This is a genomic window from Haloarcula sp. NS06 (assembly GCF_051122755.1).
GTDB lineage: Archaea > Halobacteriota > Halobacteria > Halobacteriales > Haloarculaceae > Haloarcula.
The window spans coordinates 2,545,185-2,563,310 of sequence record NZ_CP184844.1; the positions used below are offsets into that span (position 1 = coordinate 2,545,185).

General features: G+C 60.4%; 18 protein-coding genes and 1 pseudogene. 8 read left to right on the forward strand and 11 right to left on the reverse strand.

The window, feature by feature from the left end; translation table 11 throughout:
* Nucleotides 1-140: 140 nt before the first annotated feature.
* A complete protein-coding gene (locus ACODNH_RS17005; RefSeq protein WP_306706298.1) occupies nt 141-743 on the reverse strand; it encodes a DUF7110 family protein in 603 nt (200 codons plus the stop codon).
* Nucleotides 744-938: 195 nt separating this feature from the next.
* Nucleotides 939-1,271 carry a 2Fe-2S iron-sulfur cluster-binding protein gene (locus ACODNH_RS17010; protein ID WP_004516873.1) on the reverse strand — a complete coding sequence of 111 codons (333 nt, stop codon included), beginning with the start codon at nt 1,269-1,271 and terminating at the stop codon, nt 939-941.
* A 185-nt stretch (nt 1,272-1,456) separates the two neighbouring features.
* On the opposite strand from ACODNH_RS17010, the gene ACODNH_RS17015 reads away from it, so the two are divergent.
* Together ACODNH_RS17015 and ACODNH_RS17020 are read left to right on the forward strand one after the other, a co-directional pair.
* Nucleotides 1,457-2,875, forward strand: coding sequence for a geranylgeranyl reductase family protein (locus ACODNH_RS17015; RefSeq protein ID WP_434530632.1), 1,419 nt, complete (start codon nt 1,457-1,459; stop codon nt 2,873-2,875).
* Between the two features lie 242 nt (nt 2,876-3,117).
* Nucleotides 3,118-3,579 carry a type IV pilin N-terminal domain-containing protein gene (locus ACODNH_RS17020; RefSeq protein WP_306706303.1) on the forward strand — a complete coding sequence of 154 codons (462 nt, stop codon included), beginning with the start codon at nt 3,118-3,120 and terminating at the stop codon, nt 3,577-3,579.
* A 5-nt stretch (nt 3,580-3,584) separates the two neighbouring features.
* On the opposite strand, the gene ACODNH_RS17025 is transcribed toward ACODNH_RS17020, so the two are convergent.
* Both ACODNH_RS17025 and ACODNH_RS17030 read right to left on the reverse strand, forming a co-directional pair.
* Entirely contained in the window at nt 3,585-4,856 is a 1,272-nt protein-coding gene (locus ACODNH_RS17025) for an amidohydrolase (protein WP_306706305.1), read from the reverse strand.
* Nucleotides 4,857-4,911: 55 nt separating this feature from the next.
* A complete protein-coding gene (locus ACODNH_RS17030; RefSeq protein WP_306706307.1) occupies nt 4,912-5,244 on the reverse strand; it encodes an uS10/mL48 family ribosomal protein in 333 nt (110 codons plus the stop codon).
* Between the two features lie 95 nt (nt 5,245-5,339).
* On the opposite strand from ACODNH_RS17030, the gene ACODNH_RS17035 reads away from it, so the two are divergent.
* The 3 genes from ACODNH_RS17035 (at nt 5,340) to ACODNH_RS17045 (ending at nt 7,877) form a co-directional block, all read left to right on the forward strand.
* The gene (locus ACODNH_RS17035; protein ID WP_306706309.1) at nt 5,340-5,768 is read left to right on the forward strand and encodes a bis(5'-nucleosyl)-tetraphosphatase; all 429 of its coding nucleotides are present in this window, start codon (nt 5,340-5,342) and stop codon (nt 5,766-5,768) included.
* A 356-nt stretch (nt 5,769-6,124) separates the two neighbouring features.
* Nucleotides 6,125-6,790 (forward strand): DUF4013 domain-containing protein, encoded by a 666-nt coding sequence (locus tag ACODNH_RS17040; protein ID WP_306706311.1) that lies wholly within the window; start codon nt 6,125-6,127, stop codon nt 6,788-6,790.
* A gap of 40 nt (nt 6,791-6,830) precedes the next feature.
* The gene (locus ACODNH_RS17045) at nt 6,831-7,877 is read left to right on the forward strand and encodes a DUF5787 family protein (protein WP_306706313.1); all 1,047 of its coding nucleotides are present in this window, start codon (nt 6,831-6,833) and stop codon (nt 7,875-7,877) included.
* 23 nt (nt 7,878-7,900) lie between these two features.
* Here ACODNH_RS17045 and ACODNH_RS17050 read toward each other — a convergent pair whose 3' ends face one another.
* The 3 genes and pseudogenes from ACODNH_RS17050 to ACODNH_RS17060 all read right to left on the reverse strand — a co-directional run bounded on the left by ACODNH_RS17050 (nt 7,901) and on the right by ACODNH_RS17060 (nt 10,376).
* Entirely contained in the window at nt 7,901-8,380 is a 480-nt protein-coding gene (locus ACODNH_RS17050; protein WP_306706315.1) for a DUF5797 family protein, read from the reverse strand.
* 52 nt (nt 8,381-8,432) lie between these two features.
* Nucleotides 8,433-9,669 (reverse strand): annotated as a pseudogene (locus ACODNH_RS17055) (ABC transporter permease).
* Nucleotides 9,669-10,376 (reverse strand): ABC transporter ATP-binding protein, encoded by a 708-nt coding sequence (locus ACODNH_RS17060; RefSeq protein ID WP_306707483.1) that lies wholly within the window; start codon nt 10,374-10,376, stop codon nt 9,669-9,671. Before ACODNH_RS17060 ends, ACODNH_RS17055 begins: the two are co-directional and overlap by 1 nt.
* Before the next feature lie 115 nt (nt 10,377-10,491).
* Between ACODNH_RS17060 and ACODNH_RS17065 the strand changes: the two genes are divergently transcribed.
* Nucleotides 10,492-11,511, forward strand: coding sequence for a LolA family protein (locus tag ACODNH_RS17065; protein WP_306706319.1), 1,020 nt, complete (start codon nt 10,492-10,494; stop codon nt 11,509-11,511).
* Between the two features lie 24 nt (nt 11,512-11,535).
* Here ACODNH_RS17065 and ACODNH_RS17070 read toward each other — a convergent pair whose 3' ends face one another.
* From ACODNH_RS17070 to ACODNH_RS17080, 3 genes are read right to left on the reverse strand one after another with little or no spacing between them, the layout of a single operon-like run.
* Nucleotides 11,536-12,000 (reverse strand): Mut7-C RNAse domain-containing protein, encoded by a 465-nt coding sequence (locus ACODNH_RS17070; RefSeq protein ID WP_434530633.1) that lies wholly within the window; start codon nt 11,998-12,000, stop codon nt 11,536-11,538.
* Nucleotides 11,993-13,729, reverse strand: a complete 1,737-nt coding sequence (gene polX / locus ACODNH_RS17075; RefSeq protein ID WP_434530634.1) for a DNA polymerase/3'-5' exonuclease PolX — start codon at nt 13,727-13,729, stop codon at nt 11,993-11,995. The genes ACODNH_RS17070 and polX overlap by 8 nt, the downstream gene beginning before the upstream one ends.
* Before the next feature lies 1 nt (nt 13,730).
* Complete coding sequence (locus ACODNH_RS17080) at nt 13,731-14,183, reverse strand: DUF5788 family protein (protein ID WP_306706325.1); 453 nt, start codon at nt 14,181-14,183, stop codon at nt 13,731-13,733.
* A 227-nt stretch (nt 14,184-14,410) separates the two neighbouring features.
* On the opposite strand from ACODNH_RS17080, the gene ACODNH_RS17085 reads away from it, so the two are divergent.
* Nucleotides 14,411-16,495: a hypothetical protein gene (locus ACODNH_RS17085; RefSeq protein ID WP_434530635.1), complete on the forward strand. Its 2,085-nt coding sequence runs from the start codon at nt 14,411-14,413 to the stop codon at nt 16,493-16,495.
* A 72-nt stretch (nt 16,496-16,567) separates the two neighbouring features.
* On the opposite strand, the gene ACODNH_RS17090 is transcribed toward ACODNH_RS17085, so the two are convergent.
* Complete coding sequence (locus ACODNH_RS17090) at nt 16,568-16,699, reverse strand: DUF7503 family protein (RefSeq protein ID WP_434530636.1); 132 nt, start codon at nt 16,697-16,699, stop codon at nt 16,568-16,570.
* A gap of 407 nt (nt 16,700-17,106) precedes the next feature.
* On the opposite strand from ACODNH_RS17090, the gene ACODNH_RS17095 reads away from it, so the two are divergent.
* Complete coding sequence (locus ACODNH_RS17095) at nt 17,107-18,051, forward strand: response regulator (protein ID WP_434530637.1); 945 nt, start codon at nt 17,107-17,109, stop codon at nt 18,049-18,051.
* The last annotated feature ends 75 nt before the right edge of the window (nt 18,052-18,126 follow it).

The following is an 18,126-nucleotide window of genomic DNA, read 5'->3' on the forward strand; positions in this document are numbered from 1 at the left end:
ACGACTGGTAATTCACAGATGGTACGTATTAGTAGCCTGCCTGCAAGTGCCGGTTAACACCCTGATAAGCGAGCGGTTCAGAGACTCACAGCATCCGCTCAGACATGAGATAGCAACCGAGAACCGACCGGAGGACAGCCTTACGAGATGAACTCGTTGTCGCGCCAGTTGACGCCTTCTTCTTCCTCGCCGTCGCGGGGTTCCTCTGCAACGTTGATCGCAGCGGGTCGTTCCTCCCCATCGACAATCCGAACGGCCGTTAGTTCCTCGTCGATCGCGGCAATCGCCGTCAGCGTGCCCTTTTCAGCGACTTTCGCGACCTCACACAGGACCTCGAACATCGCGTACTGGAGTGCGGTGTTCTGGAGCACAGTCTCGCGGTCACCCTTGAAACAGGCGTACTCGACGAGTTCGGACTCGATCTCTTCTTCTTCCTCTTCGAGTGCGCCCCACTGGGGGCCACCGCCGGAGCTTCCAGTACTCGCGGCCCCGGGTGGACCCATCTCGTCGGGGTCCTCCTCGTACACCCGGTTCTCCGTGACGCTAGCCTTGAGCTGGGCCGTCGGGGTGTACTTGCTCATGGAGTCGTCCTTGGCGACGGCGCTGACGATGAGTGTATTATTTCGACGGGTGATGTCGATGTCAGCGATTTCAGGTGGAAGATCCGGATCTTCGAAGAAATCGTATGCGTCTTCCAGTGGCAGTTCAAGTGTCGAGTGAAGTCTGTATACGCGGCTGGTCATGGTTGGGGAAGCGTGTATCAGTCGTCGAAGGCCGTCCGCTGACGCTGTAGTCACTACTCTATAGGGGCCACTTGCTTATATGACCTGTCCTTCATTCGCGGTTCCACCGCTCTATATCAGGCCATATCTGAGTGGTATGTTAAAGGTATTTACAGACCTTCTAGCAGGTCATATGTTAGTAGTATCCAGTGCCTACTAGTCGTCCGCAGGTGTGGGGTCGCCGTCTTCCGGGCTGACATCCCCTTCAATACTAGGTGGGTACTTCCCGCGGTCGAGTTTCAGGTCCGACTGCGGTCGCGCCATACAGGTAAGTGCGTAGTTCTCCCGTTCCCGGTCGGTCAGTCCACGGGCGGCAGGCTGGGTAACCGACCCCTCGACGATTTCCGCCGAACAGGCCAAGCACATCCCCACGCGGCAGGAGTACTCCTGTGCGATACCCTCCTCAATACACCGCGAGAGAATCGTCTCCTTCTCGGAGACGGTGATCTCCTCGCCCGTCCCCACAAATGTCACCGTATGCTCGGTCATGCTCGGCCATTTGATACCCCCCAGCAAAACTCTTTATCACCGCTGTCACGGAGCGAAACGGACTGCTGTCCGTCAATGCTGTACCAAGCACCCGCAGTCGGCCGTTCAGCGCGAGAGATAGTTCCAGCAGTCCGTCTGAAACCCGTAGCGGAATAATTTTCTCTCTCCGGGCAGGACGGGAGTGCATGACCACACACCAGGACGGCAACGCCGACGGTGCGTCGGCGACGGCACGGACCGTGTCCGTGGACGTTATCGTCGTCGGGGCCGGGACATCCGGCTGTTACGCCGCTGCGACCGTCGCGGATGCGGGCTACGACGTCGTCGTCGTGGAGCGCAAAGACGAGACCGAGGCAGGCCATATCGCCTGCGGGGACGCGCTGAAAGGAGCCAGCGACTTCCCCGATGCGATTCCGAAGTCCCAGCTCGAACCGGCGTTTACCAATACGGATGTCGACCACGGCCGGTTCGAGATCCCACAGGAGGACACCGTTCTCGAAATCCCCGTGCCGGGTGAACTCGCCGTCATCGATCGCTGGGAGTACGGTCGCTGTCTTATCGAGGGCGCAAACGACAGCGGTGTGGAGTTCCACTACGACACGGTCGTTCAGGACGTGCTGCAAGACGATAGCGGCCGTGTGACCGGCGTGAAAGCCATGCGGAAAGGCGATCCTGTCACGTACGAAGGGGACATGGTCATCGACGGAGCCGGCGCGCTGTCGATCCTGCAGGACAAGACCGACCTCGAAGCCGCGACCTTCGATACGAACGTCCAGTACTCGCAGTTTTGCTCGGCATACCGCGAGATAATCGAAGTCGATGAACCGGTCGAATGGGACGACGCGCTCGTGTTCAAGCCGACCGAGCGCTCTGCCGGCTACCTCTGGTACTTCCCGCGCACGGACACCGAAATCAATGCCGGTCTCGGCTTCCAGATGAACGAGGAGCCGATGGAACTGGTCGACGACCTCAAACGCGATCTGCAGGGCCGAAGCGAGTTTGAGGGCGCGGAGGTACAGGACAAACTCGGCGCTGCACTGCCGACGCGCCGGCCGTACGATTCTGCTGTTGCGCCCGGATTCATGGCTGTCGGCGACGCTGCCGGGCACGTCAACCCGACAACCGGTGGCGGAATCGCCGGGGCGGCCTACGCCGGGACCTATGCCGCTGAGCAGGCCATCGAGGCTATCGAATCCGGCCGGACAGACGACGAAGCCGCACTCTGGGAGTACAACGAGCGCGTGATGGACCACTTTGGCGCCCGATACGCGGCACTTGACGTATACAACATCTTCACCACCGCCTACGACGTCGATGACCTGATGGCGCTGCTGGCCGCGCTCCCCGGCGAAAAGCTCGCCGAAGCGCTGTACGGCGGCTCAACCAGCATCGGACTTGGACTCAAACTCAAGATGGCCGTCAAGAGCATCGGCCACCTCGGGACTATTCGGGACCTCTACCAGACGAAAAAGGCTGCCGACCGGCTGCTGGAGCACTACGAATCCTACCCCAGCAACCGTAGCGGCTTCGAGGCTTGGCAACGCGAGCGCGATTCGATTATGGACGACATCTACGAAGTCACTGGCGCAGAACCCAAGTACTGACTCGGCGGTTCGTTGCGTTTTTCGGTTGAGGCTGATATACTGGTACGGCTTGTCAGCGGCAGATCTGTCTTTGTTGATATTAATCTGGATAGTGGTTGATTAATTCGTGAACTATAGTTTTGAACAACAAGTTTTATTATCTAACAACATGATATCAAAATGAAGTCACACTGGGATCGGTCGACCGGGGGGTCACCGAGACGGAGACAGCGTGTCAACCGTCACCCAAGTGGGGGTCAATCATGCTAGCACGCAGATTCAAATCCGACGATAGTGCAGTCTCACCAGTTGTAGGTGTCATTCTAATGGTTGCAATAACAGTGCTGCTGGCGGCGACAGCAGCGACGTTCTTCCTCGATTTTGGCTCGGGGAGTCTCGGTCAAAACGCGCCACAGGCGGCGTTTACATTCGAGTACGAATCTGGAAGTTCCGATAGCCTGACAATCGAGCACCGGAGCGGTGACTCGATTCAGGCTGGGAACCTGTACATCACCGTCAACGGGGCTAGCGGTGCTTCAGGCGTCAACGGTCAGCACGATTTCACAAGCATCGGTGGCGCGCCGGCGGCCGGTTCGAAAATCACGGCCGGGTCACGAGTGACGTTTTCGAAGGCGTCTGACCTCTCAGATGCGGCAGTCACGCTGAACTGGCAGTCACCGGACAGCAGCAAATCTATTCAGCTTGCCAGCTGGGACGCGCCGTAGCGCGTTCACTCGCTCAGTTGGCTGATCGCTTCGGTGACGACATCGATGCCGATAGTCAGTGAATCCTCATCGACATCGAACAGGGGCGTGTGGTGGCCGCCGGGGTGGTCGGTCCCGATACCGACAAACGTCGCCGTTCCGCCGTGGTTCTGGACGCGGTCCATCAGGTAGGTCGCGTCCTCGCTTCCGCCGAGATCATCCGTCCGGAGACGACTGGTGACGCCGGAAACGGAGTCTGCCGCATCGTACACCACACTCGCGAGCGAATCGTCGCTCACCGCACTCGGCGCTTCTGCGGTTGTCTCGATATCGACCCCACAGTCGTGCATCTCGGCCGCGGATGACATGACGGCATCCGCCCGCTCGCTCATATATTCCTTGAGTGGCGTCGTTTCGCCGCGGACCTCACCTTCTAGCGTCGCTTCTCCGGGGACGATATTCGTCGCTGTGCCGCCCTCAACAACCCCGGCGTTGACACGCGTTGCGCCGTCACCGTGTCGGCGGATCGCGTGGAGGTTCTGGACGGCGGTCGCCAGCGCCTGCACAGCGTCCCGTCCCTGTGCCGGATGCCCGCCGGCATGCGCTGTCTCACCGGTGAAGGTCGCTCTGAACTGCCGAACGGCGAGGAAGCCCCTGACGCCAGCGACGATTTCACCGGTCGGATGGTCGAGACCGATGTGTATCGCCAGCAAGTGGTCCACGTCGTCCAGATGACCGCTTTCGGCGACAGCCTTCCCGCCGCCAATGACCTCTTCGGCCGGCTGGAAGACGAATTTGAACGTTCCCCTGAAATCGCTCTTTTTGACTGCCTCAAGCACGCCAAGACCAATCGTCGCGTGGGCGTCGTGTCCGCAGGCGTGCATGTACCCCTCGTTCGTTGAACGGAACCCCTCTGTCGCCGGGGCGTGTGCCACGCTGTCTGCCTCCGTTATCGGCAGCGCATCGATATCGACTCTGAGCGCGACGGTCGGTCCCTCGCCCTGTTCGAGCACAGCGAGGGCCCCAGTGAATCCCCCGGCGGCGGCCTCCAGCACGTCCTCGCGGGCACCGGCATCACGGGCCTTCTGTTGCCAGTCTTCAAGTTCATCGTCGTTGGGGACTGCCATCCGCGCATCGCCGTCCACGACATCCCGGCCGGTATACAACTGGTCGACGCCGATTCGCTCTATTTCGTCAACGATGCGACTAGTGGTGTAGAATTCCCGCCACGCGGGTTCGGGATAGCTGTGTAGGTCGCGCCGGACGGACCTGAGCCGCTCCTGTTGGGCTTCGTTCATGCCGGCAAAACGGGTCACAGTTACTTATAAGAACCCACAGGAATGGACGACGGCTCTACGAACCGCTGCCGACCTGCGTCCGCTGTTCGACGCCGGCCTCCACGTGGATGGCGTTCGGGAAGGTTCGCTGGGTAACGTTCCGGGCGAACTCCTCGTACCCGACAATCTCTATCGTCCGGGTGTAGACGGTGTGGGTCCAAGGGTCGAAGCGGCCACCGTCTGGCCCCAGCGATTTCGATTGTGGAATCCGCAATTCCTGTGGTTGCTTTGGATGCGGTCCCTTGAGCTCAACCCCCTTCTGCTCGGCGCTCTGTTTGATCTCTGTGACAGTGTCTTCGAGGCGGTGTCGGTCCCCGCTGGTGAACGTCAGCGTCGTAACGAAGGGCATCTGTAGACGAACACTCAGCCGCGAGTGACAAAAGGCCATCTGTTTCCGTTGTGTCTCCGATATTCTCTTAAGTAGCGGTGTCATAAAATCGGATAATGATAGAGGCCACGAGCGCGGGAGCCATCCTCTTTCGCGATACGCGTGGCCGGCGGGAGTACCTCCTGCTCAAGAGCCGACCCGGCGATTGGGAGTTCCCCAAGGGCGGCGTCGAGGGCGAGGAAGAACTCCAGCAGACCGCCATACGCGAAGTGAAAGAGGAGGCCGGTATCGGCGATTTCCGGCTTTTAGACGGGTTCCGCGAAGACTACGACTATGTGTTCGAGGCGAACGGCAACACCATCCACAAGACGGTCCACCTGTTCGTCGCGAAATCGTTCGAAGCGTCAGCTGAACTGTCCACAGAACACCGCGACCTGCAGTGGCGCGACTACGAGCAGGCCATCAACACGGTCACGCAGGACGGCCCCCGCGAGATACTCGAACAGGCAGACGAGTTCCTCGACGACCGAGAGAACGAGGAGTAGAGACGCGCGGACGGGACTCGGCCGTACTCATGCGCACTGAGGAGGCGCCCTAGTTAGCAATGGCTCTACTTCGCTCGATAACTGAGTCAGGTGAGTTCTCTGAAGAACGCAAATAGTCTAAAATGAATAAGAGATGACAGTACAGAACTACTTTCGGTGGTAGAGTGCTCCACTAACTGCCTTTATATATGATCTGAGCTCCATTTCCCCGATACCAGTCGGTGTTAGCTTACTTTCTACCCAGTATGGATTATATAAATTATATCTCCTCCAATACTAACAGCATTTTTAAGTAGGATAAGGTTACAGTTTGCAAAGAGGCATCCAAAATGTTAGAAGACGGACTATCGTACCCAATGCAAGGCGACAGTTGGATAGCACAGATGTTGATCGGCGGCGTACTGCTGGTGTTCTTTTTCTTGTTGATTCCGGTATTTGCATTCAATGGATACTTGCTTCGGGTGATCGGAACGACCGTTGAGGGTGAATCCGAGCCACCCGCCTGGGACGACTGGGGTGAACTCATCATCGACGGAATCAAGTTCAGTATCGTCGGTCTCGTGTACTCTATCGTTCCTGTAGCGGTCATTTTCGGTATCGGCAGCGTCCTCCTTGGACTGGGTGGCGCTGCTGGCGAATCTGGCGGCGGAATCATTGCCGGCTTCGGATTCATGACAATTCTCCTTCTGATTCCGGTAATGTTCCTCGTGTACTACATTGTCCCAGCAGCGCTCGCCAATATGGCGGTTGAAGGCAGCCTCGGCGCTGCGTTCGACTTCTCGCTGCTGAAAAACGTCGTCCTCACGAGCGACTACTTCATTGCAGTCCTGATGCCGATTGTTGTCGGCATCATCACGAACATCATTAGCAATATTCTGGCGGTTACTGTCATTGGGCTCGTTCTCGTTCCGTTTGTCACCTACTACGGGCAGGTCGCCGTCTTCCGCATGTTCGGAACGGCATTCGCAAGCCAGACAAGCAAAAACGCACAGCAGGTAACAGGCACGACCACCTCAGCCTAACCCAGCAGTTCTTACGCGGCCGGCTATTTCTTCGAGACACGTGACATTGAGTGGCGGAGCCGACCCAGACTCCGAGTTCGCCTTCGAACTGTCTGTCTGTCAGTGGGCCGAGCGAGCGTGGTCGCCATCTGACGACGCGGCGGTGCTGGTCGCCAGACAGTTCGGGACAAAACACCGCCGCTGGGATACGATTGTACTGGAATGCGATCCCGACGGGCTCCGGGAACGGGCGAAATTTGGGACAGAGTCGTTCGATTCGGACCACCTACACGTTCTGCAGAACGTGCCGGCCGATTGGACCTACTATCGCGATGCGCTCCCTGACCCGGGCTACCCGTGGCGGTACGTCCGAGAGTCGATTCACGAGGCGGCTGACCGCGATGCCATCGAAACCCGCAAGCGCGGCAATCGGATCGAAATCCGTCAGGTGCGTCCCTATCCGGACTGGCTCCGTCGGGTCATCGCAATCGAGAACAAGCCCGACCTGACGGCAAGTGCCGCCAGAAATCTCGTCCCACAACTGGAGCGGGACATCGCGCTTTCGCTGGCCGACGAGGTGTGGGTCGCGACGGCGGCGACTGACGAGCGAGTAGAGCCGATTCTGCTGGCGGACCTGCCCGCAGCCGCCGGTGTGTTGACAGTCGACCCTAAATCCGGCACGGCTGAGGCGGTCTGGCAACCACGGTCGCTGTCGGTCGACGAACCCGGAACGCGAATTCTGGACCGACCGGACGACGACATCAGCGTCGCCCGGTTCGAGTACGTGGACACTGACTGGAAACAGGAGCGGCGTCTCGCTATCGCTGAGCGGGCGTACGCTCGTGGGTGGCGCGCTTACGCGGACACGATGCGTCCCGACTGCCGACACTTCCAGCTCACTGCCGACAAGACTGGCGTGTATCCACACTGCGCCGCGAAAGAGTGTCTCCCGACGGCAGCAGAGTGTCGGGGACAGTGTCCGTCCTACGAGCCGGAACCGCCGGCGTGGCGGTCGATGGACTGGCCGCTCGACGGCGGGCCGGGCAAGGCAATAAAGCGGTTATTAGCGCGGCGACGACGCCGCCAGCGGCTGGGACTGTCAGAGTAACCGACCGACACCGCGGTCCGACCTCACTCCTCAGACAGTTCGATATCTAGCTCGTCGTGCGGAACGGCCAGCCTGAACGTCGGGACGGTCTTCTCGACTGTCTCCACGATACCCTTGTCTGCGAGGCTCCGGAGCGCAGAGCGAACGTCGTCGGTGTCGCGGTTCTCACCGACCTCGCGGAGGGCGTGTAACACGGCGACGACGCTCTGGCTCTCCTCGTCCGGACCGGCGATCACGTCGACGATAGCCTGCTGGAGCGGGGTGACTGTCACTGTCTGTATCCGTTCGGAGTCTTCCCCGTCGATAAGCGTCGTCGCCTCCGGCGTCGCACAGATGAGGCTGTTGTCGTTGCGGTAGTAGTGCTCCTTGAGTTCGGATTCGAGGTACTGGTGTACCTCGCTCCCGCTGTCCATGTCCCAGCGCTCCTGTAACTCGCCGTTTTTCGTCGGCTGGAGTTCGACGATGTCGGCAAGCCGTTCGCGGGCCTCCTCCGAGAGGGTCATGGCCCGTCGGTACGACGACCACGTATTTCGGTGTTCTGAATCCGGGTAGGGCTCACTCGTGTCTGAGTGCGTCGATTGGGTCGACCCGTGCCGCCCGCCACGCCGGGTAGAGCCCGGCGACGACGCCGACCAGCACGCCGACGCCGACCGCTAGCGCCATCCACAGTGGCGCAAGCGAGAACGTCACTTCGGCATACCGGGTCGCCCCGTAGCCGACGAGCAGTCCGAGCGGCACGCCGAGCAGCGAGCCAATCGTCCCGAGCAGTGCGGCCTCGACGAGGAACACCTGCATCACGTCGCGGTTGCGCGCACCGACAGCTTTCATAATGCCGATTTCGCGGGTCCGCTCGGTGACGCTGACGAGCATCACGTTAGCGATGCCGATAGCGCCGACGACGAGTGCGATGACGGCGATGCCGGTAACAAAGCGCGTGATGCGCTCGATGACATCGCTGATTTCCTCGACGAAGTCATTCCCGGACCGAGCGACCAGGTCCGTGTCGTCGGCTGAGAGTGACCGCGCGTCGGACTCACCGGAGAGGTACGTTTGAATTGCCGACTGCGTCTCTGGAATCTCTCGCGGGTCGACGACGAGCGTCACCTGCGGGTACGCGCGTTGCCGCACGCCCGCCGACGGGCTCTCAACGACCGACTCATAGAAGGAGTCGATAGGAACGTACACCCGGGGCTGACGGGCAAACTCGCTAACCGGGACTTCCCCCCGGGTCCCGTTCACGACGCCGACCACGGTAACGTTTCGCTCGCTCCCGTCAGGCATCGTCATCGTGAGCCGTTCGCCGGCCGTGAGGTTCTCTGCGAACGACCCGGCCATGCGCTCGTTGACGACGACGGCATCCTCCTCGGTTTCGAAGGAGCGCCCCTCGACGAGGACCCCCGACGTGAAACTGGCCGGCCGCGTCGCCGTGACTTGCTGTTCTAGCAAGTGTTTGATTCCCGTGCTGTACCGACTGCGTTTGGACGATACCACGTGGGAGCACTGCCTGTACCCCAGCAATGCCCTCTAGCTCCTGAATGTCGTACTCGGTAAACACCGGCTGGAGGGTCCGGTCGAAGTCATCGTCGCCTGATGGGGTTCCGAACACGTAGATGTTGCCTGCGTTCGACGTCTCGATGTCGCCGACGATTTCTGCCTCGACGCTGGCTCCGAACGTAGCGAAGGTGATGACCGACGCGATACCGATGACGACGCCAACAACCGTCAGCGCCGACCGGAGCTTGTGTGCTCTGATAGACCGAAGCGTGATGCGCACGCTCTCGCCGGTGTCCATCAGTCCTGCCCCCCGGAGACGTCCTCGACGGACTGGATATGGCCGTCTTCGACGTGGATGATTCGCTCCGCCTGCTCGGCGACGTGGCGTTCGTGGGTCACCAGCAGGAACGTGTTGCCCGCCGCGTGGAGGTCGTCGAACAGGTCGAGTATCTGTGCACCGGTGTCCGTGTCAACGTTGCCGGTGGGCTCGTCGGCGAGAATCAACGCCGGGTCGGTCGACAGCGCACGGGCGATGGCGACCCGCTGGCGCTGGCCGCCGCTGAGTTCCGAGGGGACGTGGTCGGTGCGGTCCCCGAGTCCAACCTCAGAGAGGAGCGACCTCGCCCGCTCGCGGCGACGACTGCGGTCCCAGCCGTCGAAGACGAGCGGCAGGGCGACGTTTTCCACCGCGGAGAGTCGCGGCATGAGATTGAACGTCTGGAAGACAAAGCCGACCTCGGTGCCGCGAATGTCAGCCCGTTCGGCCTCGCTGGCCGCCGAAACGTCCTGTCCGTTGACCACGACCTGCCCCGACGACGGCGTGTCCAGCCCGCCGATGAGGTTCAACAGCGTACTCTTACCCGAGCCGCTCGGCCCCATGACCGCCGTGTACGACCCCGTCGACAGGTCAAGACTCACGTCGTCCAGCGCCGTCACCGTCCCGCCGAGGTCGTACTGCTTGCTGACGCCATCGACGCGGACGGTCGTGTTCGCTGACTCGCTCACGGCCACGCGTAGGGACTGGACGGCAATGAGGGGTTCGACCACAGTCAGACTCAGCGATAGTCGATGTACTGTGAGAGGAGCAACCCACTTACCACTCCAGTACTAAACGTGGCTAATGACAGCCGATACCGGACGGAGACTGGCTATCGTCGCTGTGTTTGTCACCATCGGACTGCTGGCCGCGGGGGCAGTCGCCGGCGTTTCCGGCCTTGAGCAGATGGGGCAGCCATCCGGCGACGACGTGCTCGACGAGACCGAGCAGCGCTACGACGCGGCTGAGACAATTACCGGGACCGCGACAGTGACCGTCACGAACGACTCGGCATCGAAGACTGCGACGGTGGAGTACGCCGCCGCTGAGCCGAACAAGACGTGGGCCGCCGTCACGAGTGAGAACCGGTCCTATGAGATGGGGACGAACGGGACCGTCGTCTGGGCGGTCGGCGAGAATCAGTCGTACGGCCGCGAACTGCCCGAGGAGGCCGGGGCGATGAACGACACCACCGACCCGGTTCCCGAAGAGAACGTCACCGCGACGCTCCGCGGAACCGCTGAGGTCAACGGTGAGTCGACGTATGTTCTCGATCTTGAACCGACCAACCAGAGCATCGACGCGCCGAACACGACGCTGTGGGTCAATACTGAGGACTACCGCGTCCACAAGATGACCACTGACGACGGGACGAACCGAACGGAACTCATCGTTGAGGAGACGAACTTCAACGTCAGCATCGACGACAGCCAGTTCGCCCCGCCGGCTGACCGGGTCGCCGTTACAACTGTCGAAACGTACGACACCTACAACGCGGCCCAGTCCGCGACAGACTTGGACCTGCCGGCGTACGAGAACGGGACTTTCGAGGAAGCCCGGTACATCAGCCGGCCCGAGAGTACGGCCGTCGCTCAGCAGTACGACGCTGATGGCGAGAACGTGACGGTTCTGACCGCGACCGGCGCATCGAGCTATCTGGACGATGCGGAGAACGGAACGGCAGTGCAGGTGAACGGCCAGAACGCGACCGCAATCGAGCGCGACGACAGAGCTGTGGTCTACTGGACCGAAGACGATGTCACGACCGGCGTGGTTATCGAGGGGACGACCGATGAGGCCGTCGCCGTCGCTGAAGAACTGTAGCGACGCCCGCTAACTGTCTATATTCTACACCTCTTCCAGCGTCGCCTTGACTGACGCCCAGTGGCTCCCTTTCCAGAAGTGCTGCCCGCAGTCGGTACAGCGCCAGACCCGCTCATCACCTGCACTTGGTGCGTACTCCGGCGTGGGTTCCACCGGATCGACCTCCTCGACCGGCCCGTTGCAGACGCCACAGTAGCCCGGCTCGGGAGCGAGTGAGAGCTTGAAGCCGGCGTCGGCGAGTTCTCGCAACTGGTCCGCAATCTCTCGCTCACTGAGGAGCACGCTCTCGGATGCGCGGGCGGCGAGGTCGCTGTCCCGAGTAATCACCAGTCGGTCCTCATGTTCCGCTATAGCGAGGAGGTCGTCATCAGCCTCGGCGTCCCGGTCTAGCGCGTAGGCCGTGTCGTAGCCACACATCCGCAGATAGGTGGCGAGTTTGCCGAGCATCGCATCAAGCGCGAGTCGGTCGCTGGGTGTGTTCTCAGGCATCGAGGAACTCTTGAAGGCCCTCGGCGTCGCGGGTGTTCAGTACGTTGTCCGTCTCGGCCCACCCTCGACGCGCCGTGTGGACGCCGTAGCGCAGGAGTTCGAAGTTACCCGGGCTATGTGCGTCCGTGTTGATGGCGATTGTCGCACCAGCCTCGATGGCCTGCTTGACCGCGCCGCCGCCGAGGTCCAGACGGGCCGGGTTGGCGTTTATTTCGAGCGCCGTGTCGTTGTCAGCGGCGGCTTCGGCGAGCCGCTCCACATCCACGTCCAGCCCCTCTCGACGGTTCAGATAGCGACCCGTCGGATGCCCGATGACGTTCACGTCGGGGTGCTGTGCGGCCGCGACGAGGCGGTCCGTGCCGTCCCCGTCCAATGCGGCGTGTGGCGAGGCGACCACGACATCCAACTCTGCCAGCAGGTCGTCGTCGACGGAGACGCTGCCGTCCGTTGCGATGTTCGCTTCAACGCCGGTGAACACATCGATGTCGGCGTCCGCGGCAACCGATTCGACTTCGGTCAACTGCTCGCGGAGCTTCTCGTCCGGGACGCCGACGCCGCCGACCATCCCCGGCCCGGTGGCGTGGTCCGTGACAGCGATGTAGTCGTGGCCGAAGTCGGCGGCACCCTCGACCATCTCCGCGAGAGTGTTGCCGCCGTCCGACCAGTTCGTGTGGGTGTGGATGTCGCCGCGGACTTCGCCCTCGGCGAGAAGGTCCGGGAGCGCCCCATCCGCGGCGGCTTCGACTTCGCCGCGGTTCTCGCGGAGTTCCGGTGGGACCCAGTCCATTCCCAGCGCGTCGTACACCGCCTCTTCAGTTTCGCTGGCCACCAGTTCGCCAGCCCGCTGGTCGTCGTCCTCGACACCGTCCACGTCGAAGACACCGTACTCGTTGACTTTCAGGTCCTGCTCGATAGCGCGGTTTCGGACCGCCACGTTGTGGTCCTTGCTCCCGGTGAAATACTGTAGCGCTGCGCCGAACTCCGAGGGGTCGACGATCCGAAGATCGACCCGAACGTCGTCAGCGTAGGCGCTGGCTTTCGTGTCTCCGGACTCGATGACTCTATCGAGCCCTTCCCAGTCGGCGAACCGCTCAACGACAGCATCGGGGTCAGTGGTCCCCACGAGCACGTCCACGTCGCCGATAGTCGGTCGCCAGCGCCGGATCGAGCCGCCGAGTGCGCACTCGGCCACGGCGTCACCGGCAGCCATGTAACGCCGAATCCGGTCACCGTATGGCCGGGCCTCGCCGAGCAGCGACCGCTCGTGGGCCTCACGAGCGAAGTCGATGTTGTCGAGGATGTTCTGCTCCGTCTTTGCGCCGAAGCCCGACACCTCCTGTATCTCGCCGGCCTCGGCGGCAGCTTCCAGTTCGTCGAGGGTGGTGATACCCAGCGCTTCGTACAGTGAACCGACGGATTTCGGCCCCACGCCCTCGACCGCTGTGAGTGCGTCTATCTCGACGGGAAGGTCCTCGCGGAGTTCGGTCAGCTCCTCGATTTCGCCGGTATCGAAGTACTCGACTACCTTCGCGGAGATGGCATCGCCGACGCCATCTATCTCACCGACGCTGGCCTCGCCCTCGGCGGCCAGCCCCTCTATTGCGCCGGGGAAGTCCCTGATGTTCTCGGCCGCCCGGCGGTAGGCCCGGGGCTTGTACTCGACGCCTTTGGCGTCCAGCAGGTCGGCGAACTCTTCGAGTAGTGTTGCGATTTCGTCGTTCCGGCTCATGTTAGTAGCTCCGCCCGGCACGACCCGTGCCGGAGTCCGCATCCTCGTGTCCCAGCGCTTTCTGGAGGAACTGCATCCAGCGTTTCCTGTCGGCAGTCTCTTGGGCCTGTGCTTCCTGTTCGATGTTCGCCGCACCGAGCTGTTCGAGGGCGTTCAGCGCCCGATCGATACCGATGATGGCCGTGGCAAGTTCTTCGCCGCGCTCGTAGCTCACTTCGTTGTCCTCAATCCGTTGCTTGCGCTGGAGGCGCTCACGCCGCAGGTTCTTTTTCGCTTGCTCGACGCGCTCGCGCTCGCCCCGCGGAACTGTCTCCCGACGCTTGATCTCGAAGACGAACGACTGGAGTTCAATCTCCTCGCCCTGGACAGTGATTTCATCGGGAATGTCCGCACCGACGGTCGCGCTGTCGCGTTCGATGCGCTCCAGCAACTGTTTGCGCTCGAACTCTTTCACTAGCAGCGTATTAGACCGGGGCTCCCTTACCCGCTTCGCCCATCGGTCACCAAGGCTTGCACGGCGGTGCCTGTTTTTGTTCCACACATGCGTGCCGTTCAGTCTCCGTGTTTCAGGGCGACTCCGTGAGCGGTCCAGACTGAAACAAAAGGAGGTCGGCGATATCTTTTTCATTGTCTCTGCCGTTCTCACTGTACGAGAGTAATACTGTCCCCCTCGTTTATTATATGACCCTAACGTTCGAACCGCTTGACGACCGTCCTGGGCTCGCGGTCATTGACCAGATTGAGCGCCAGCGCTACCGGATACACACGCCGACCCCCATCGCGCTCAGGGAGGCGGCGACCGACGTGTTTCAGTATCCCGTCGGGGACGCTGTCCGGATACGGACGCGCGCTATCGAACTGCCGACAGTGGTCATGGTGTACGTCCGTGATGACGACGGAGCGATAGCCGCCGAGGTTGCGCAGTTCGAGTCTGAGACGCTGCCGGCGGATGACTACGTCCTCGATCCGCTGACGCAGATCAAGACGTATATGGGGGTCGAGGACACCGCGATAGAGGTCACCGTCGACTCAGACCGGTCCCGGATCGAGTTCGACGCTCCAACGGACCTGCTCATCGGCGCTCGCTCCCAGCACGACCGGCCGGCTGCCACGGTCACGACGACCGAGCAGCCGGCTGACGTGATGGCCGCGGTCGAAACCTTCGGGTCAGCACTCAAGGCCCACGACCCCGAGCGCTCCTACCCGACGCTCCGCGGCCATCCACCGGCGCTTGAAATCGGTGATCGTCTGGATATCCCAGCGGATACCGACAGTCCGGATACCGGTGTCACGCTCGAACTCCCGCCTGATCTCGCGTCTATCTTCGTTGCGGCGCCGCTTTCGTACTACCTCGGAGCCTCGCTCGTCCCCGCATCCGAGCCGCGGCTCACGACCGACACAGGGTTTACGTACTCGCTGGATACCGCACGGGGCTTCGAATCCGAGGTCGGACGCACCCTCAAGCGTCTCTTTTTCCTCGACTGTGTCACACGCACTGAGGGGTTCCACCAGATCGACTTGCATGAGCGAGCAGCTATCGAACCCTACGTCGGCCTCGACTTCCAGTCGCTGTACCAGCAACCACTGGCGGAGCAAGTCGCCACCTATCTGCAGGTCCCGTACGACGTTATCGAGGACCACATTCCGAAGTGGCGGCTGACGACGCACATCGACCCGGTGCCGACGAACGCGGAACAGCTCCCGTACGTTGTCGACGACCTCGCCATCGTTCGGACACACCAGCAGCAAGGACTGAATCAGGCGAGCGTTCCAGCAGAGGCCGAGGCCGAGTTCACCCGCGACGATGTCATCACCCGTGCTGCGAGCTCCGACGCTGGCACCGCCACAGCCGAGACGGACTACGTCGAGCCACAGGCCCACGACTCACTCGAACAGGCCTGGATCGGGGATAGCATCCCCATCGGTGCGAGCAAGCTGACCAAAGCGGCGTTCGAACACCGACTCGACCGCGATACGAACGCCGAGGATATCACGATTCGCGTCGTCCAGAACGACGCTCGGATGGACGAGGAACGACAGCTCGTCGACGAAGTGTATGGCACCCGCGACGACCTGCCGTTCGATGTCACGGTCCACGACAACCTGACGACGGCAGAACTCAGAACGGTCCTCACGACCGACGCAGAGTTCTTCCACTATATCGGCCACACCGAACACGACGGCTTCGTCTGCTCCGACGGCAAGCTTGACGTGACGACGGTTGATTCAGTCGGCATCGACACGTTCCTGTTGAACGCCTGCAACTCGTACAACCAGGGTCTCGGGCTTGTCGAAAAGGGTGCCATCGCCGGCATCGTCACGCTCAACGAAGTCCTGAACGACGGCGCGGTTCGCATCGGCGAGGCGGTTGCCCGACTGTTAAACTGTGGGTTCCCACTCCGGGCGGCACTTACCATCGCACGCGGTGAGAGCATTCTCGGTGGGCAATACATTGTCGTGGGTGACGGTGGTGTTACTGTGACGCAGTCAGAGGGGGGAACCCCAAATATGCTGGAAATAACTCCCCGTGAGACGAAATTTGAAGTAACTATGCGTACATATTCAACTGATATTAAAGGTCTGGGAACAATTATTATGCCAGTGATTGATGGCTACAAACACCATCATCTTTCCTCTGGAGAGATTGGTCCACTTATTGTTAATAAAGAAGAGTTGAAAGAATTCCTTTCGCTTCAAGAGGTCCCTGTGCGTATCAAAGACGAACTACAATGGAGCAGAGAGTTAAACGTAGACGAGGCTTTTTGACCGATCTATAGAACAAGCGTATTTTCTAACGGCCCTGTACAGTATTATAGAGCCCTCTATTCTTTTGTGAACTTATGGGCCGAAATACGCACTATTGTTAGCTGCTGCAGTCCCTGCCTGTGACAGTAGCATCAGGAGGGTGAACAGTGCGCCGGCCATTTTTGGGTGCTCTGCGAGGTATTCGCGCATGGTGGTATCTGACATGATACAATTTGGATGATGGCAGGGAGATAATTAAATTTATTTGAAAAGTACCTACATATTATATATTGTATTAAGCATAGAATTAAAAGATAAATCCAGAAATCAACCGATACAAGAGTTAAATCGCGTTTTTAGTGGGAAAATTACACGCACAGGTCGTATGTACGCATGAGAAGACGCTAGCGATACCCCCCATCAGTAACGTTTAGTAGGCAGGTATGTAACTGACAATCAGGGTTGTGTATTGATGTATGAGTGGAAATTAACTGATAACTATCCGAAATGTAGACGTCCTACTGGCTCGCTTCGGTTGTCGGACGTAGGGTGGTCGATGTATACAACGGTCGCTACTTTCTTTATGCAATTGATGATCACTGGTGGCTTTGTCGGCAGCACCGGGGGGAAAGATGGCTTCTGAGGAACAGTGGCGGCTCGGAGACAAGACAGTGGAGCTCTCCAGCGCAGCCATCAGCGGGAGCCGACGCGCGGCAACGCGGCATACACCGCTTCTCCGGACTGAATCAGTAGACCGACGCGACGAGATGCGGGCAGAGGTCCCGATTCCGCTGGCGAAAGTCGAGCAGTCCCAGCAGTGTACCGTGTTGCACGTCGACGACGATCCACAGGTCGGTGAACTGGTTGAGGTGTATCTCGAACGGATCAACGACGACTTCGACGTGGTGACGAAGGCCAGCGCCGTCGCCGCGCTTGATTTCCTCCGGACAGAGCAGGTCGACTGTATCGTCAGCGATTACGATATGCCAAACACCGATGGGCTGGAGTTTCTGGAACTCGTCCGCGAGCAGTATCAGGATATCCCATTTATTCTGTTCACTGGCAAAGGTAGTGAAGAGATCGCGAGCGAGGCAATCGCGTCGGGCGTTACGGACTACATGCAGAAGGGAGGGCGGTCAGACACATACGATGTTCTCGCCAACCGAATCGAGAATGCCGTCGAGCAACATCGAACCGAGCAGCGGTTCTGGAACGCCCTCTCGTGGTATCAACGGCTCGTCGAACAGGAGCTCGCGGGCGTCTGTATTATTCAGGACGGGACGTTTGTCTACGTGAACCAGAAGCTGGCCGACATTTTCAGCTATGACCAGAGTGAGCTCATCGACGAATCCCCGGCTCTCCTCACAGCGGAGGGCGACGGCGACAGACTGCCCGAGTCACTTCGAACAGCGGACTCAGACGAACTGGATACGTTCCATTCGGAGTTTGAGGGCCGACAGGCCGACGGGGAAACGCGTACCATCGAGGTGTCTGGCGGGTCCATTGAGTACGATGGCGAACCGGCGTGGATTGGTGTACTTCGGGACGCCGAAAGCAACCCCGACGTTGGCGAGTGAGTCGCCGTTTAGCTGCTGTGTGCCCGCCTTTTGATTCTACCTAGCGCAGACATCGCAGTATCACAGCGGTCTGCC

Excerpts from the sequence above, each read along its gene's own strand:
- ACODNH_RS17040 (WP_306706311.1), top strand. The coding sequence starts at position 6,125 with ATGCAAGGCGACAGTTGGATAGCACAGATGTTGATCGGCGGCGTACTG.
- ACODNH_RS17090 (WP_434530636.1), bottom strand. The coding sequence starts at position 16,699 with ATGTCAGATACCACCATGCGCGAATACCTCGCAGAGCACCCAAAAATG.
- ACODNH_RS17010 (WP_004516873.1), bottom strand. The coding sequence starts at position 1,271 with ATGACCGAGCATACGGTGACATTTGTGGGGACGGGCGAGGAGATCACC.
- ACODNH_RS17030 (WP_306706307.1), bottom strand. The coding sequence starts at position 5,244 with ATGCCCTTCGTTACGACGCTGACGTTCACCAGCGGGGACCGACACCGC.
- polX (WP_434530634.1), bottom strand. The coding sequence starts at position 13,729 with ATGAGCCGGAACGACGAAATCGCAACACTACTCGAAGAGTTCGCCGAC.
- ACODNH_RS17085 (WP_434530635.1), top strand. The coding sequence starts at position 14,411 with ATGACCCTAACGTTCGAACCGCTTGACGACCGTCCTGGGCTCGCGGTC.
- ACODNH_RS17015 (WP_434530632.1), top strand. The coding sequence starts at position 1,457 with ATGACCACACACCAGGACGGCAACGCCGACGGTGCGTCGGCGACGGCA.
- ACODNH_RS17050 (WP_306706315.1), bottom strand. The coding sequence starts at position 8,380 with ATGACCCTCTCGGAGGAGGCCCGCGAACGGCTTGCCGACATCGTCGAA.
- ACODNH_RS17005 (WP_306706298.1), bottom strand. The coding sequence starts at position 743 with ATGACCAGCCGCGTATACAGACTTCACTCGACACTTGAACTGCCACTG.
- ACODNH_RS17065 (WP_306706319.1), top strand. The coding sequence starts at position 10,492 with ATGACAGCCGATACCGGACGGAGACTGGCTATCGTCGCTGTGTTTGTC.
- ACODNH_RS17020 (WP_306706303.1), top strand. The coding sequence starts at position 3,118 with ATGCTAGCACGCAGATTCAAATCCGACGATAGTGCAGTCTCACCAGTT.
- ACODNH_RS17070 (WP_434530633.1), bottom strand. The coding sequence starts at position 12,000 with ATGCCTGAGAACACACCCAGCGACCGACTCGCGCTTGATGCGATGCTC.
- ACODNH_RS17095 (WP_434530637.1), top strand. The coding sequence starts at position 17,107 with ATGGCTTCTGAGGAACAGTGGCGGCTCGGAGACAAGACAGTGGAGCTC.
- ACODNH_RS17025 (WP_306706305.1), bottom strand. The coding sequence starts at position 4,856 with ATGAACGAAGCCCAACAGGAGCGGCTCAGGTCCGTCCGGCGCGACCTA.
- ACODNH_RS17035 (WP_306706309.1), top strand. The coding sequence starts at position 5,340 with ATGATAGAGGCCACGAGCGCGGGAGCCATCCTCTTTCGCGATACGCGT.